The sequence below is a fragment of the Vibrio sp. 2134-1 genome (assembly GCF_033339495.1).
Genome location: NZ_JAWOUS010000283.1, coordinates 1 through 805 on the forward strand (window position 1 = coordinate 1; position 805 = coordinate 805).

Annotated in this window: 1 pseudogene; it reads left to right on the forward strand. The window is 46.8% G+C overall.

Annotated features, from left to right (window positions below):
* A pseudogene (gene vmeK, locus R7R78_RS25495) lies at window positions 1–805 on the forward strand (multidrug efflux RND transporter permease subunit VmeK); the annotation flags it as partial.

The window sequence follows — 805 nt, forward strand, 5'->3', positions numbered from 1 at the left end:
CCAGAGAGAACCAGTGTTCAAATCGCTCGAACGTTGCGTGACAGATTAGAAAGCTTCCGTCAGATCTTGGAAGTCGATATTGCTGGTGATCGTGAAGATATTGTCGAGATCGTGGTCGATCCGCTTTTAATGGAAAGCTATGGATTGGATCAGGCCGATATCTATAACTTGATGGCAGTAAACAACCGCGTGGTTGCGGCTGGTTTTGTCGATACTGGATATGGGCGCTTTTCGGTCAAAGTTCCGTCGGTGTTTGATTCTCTGAAAGATGTTCTCGAATTGCCTATCAAAGTGAATGGCAAAGAAGTGATCACCTTTGGTGATGTGGCCACAGTTCGCCGAGCGTTTCGTGATCCGGAAAGCTTTGCCCGCTTGGATGGTGAGCCTGCCATTGTGCTTGACGTGAAAAAGCGTGCTGGCGAGAACATTATTGAAACCGTCGCGTTAGTTAAAGAGGTGATTGCTCAAGGGCAACTGCGAGCAGAGTGGCCAAGTAATTTGCAGGTTAAATACACTTGGGATCAGTCGGATGATGTCAAGCTAATGCTTAGTGATCTGCAAAACAACATTCTCTCGGCAATCATTTTGGTGGTCATCGTTATTATCGCGTTCTTGGGGGTAAGAACGGCATTTTTTTTTGGGATTTCTATTCCAGGATCTTTCTTAACGGGGCTGTTAGTTCTCTCTGTTTTTGGTCTTACCGTAAACATCGTGGTGCTGTTTGCCTTAATCATGGCGGTCGGCATGCTGGTGGATGGTGCAATCGTCGTCACTGAGTTTGCCGATCGGAGAATGCAAGAAGGCA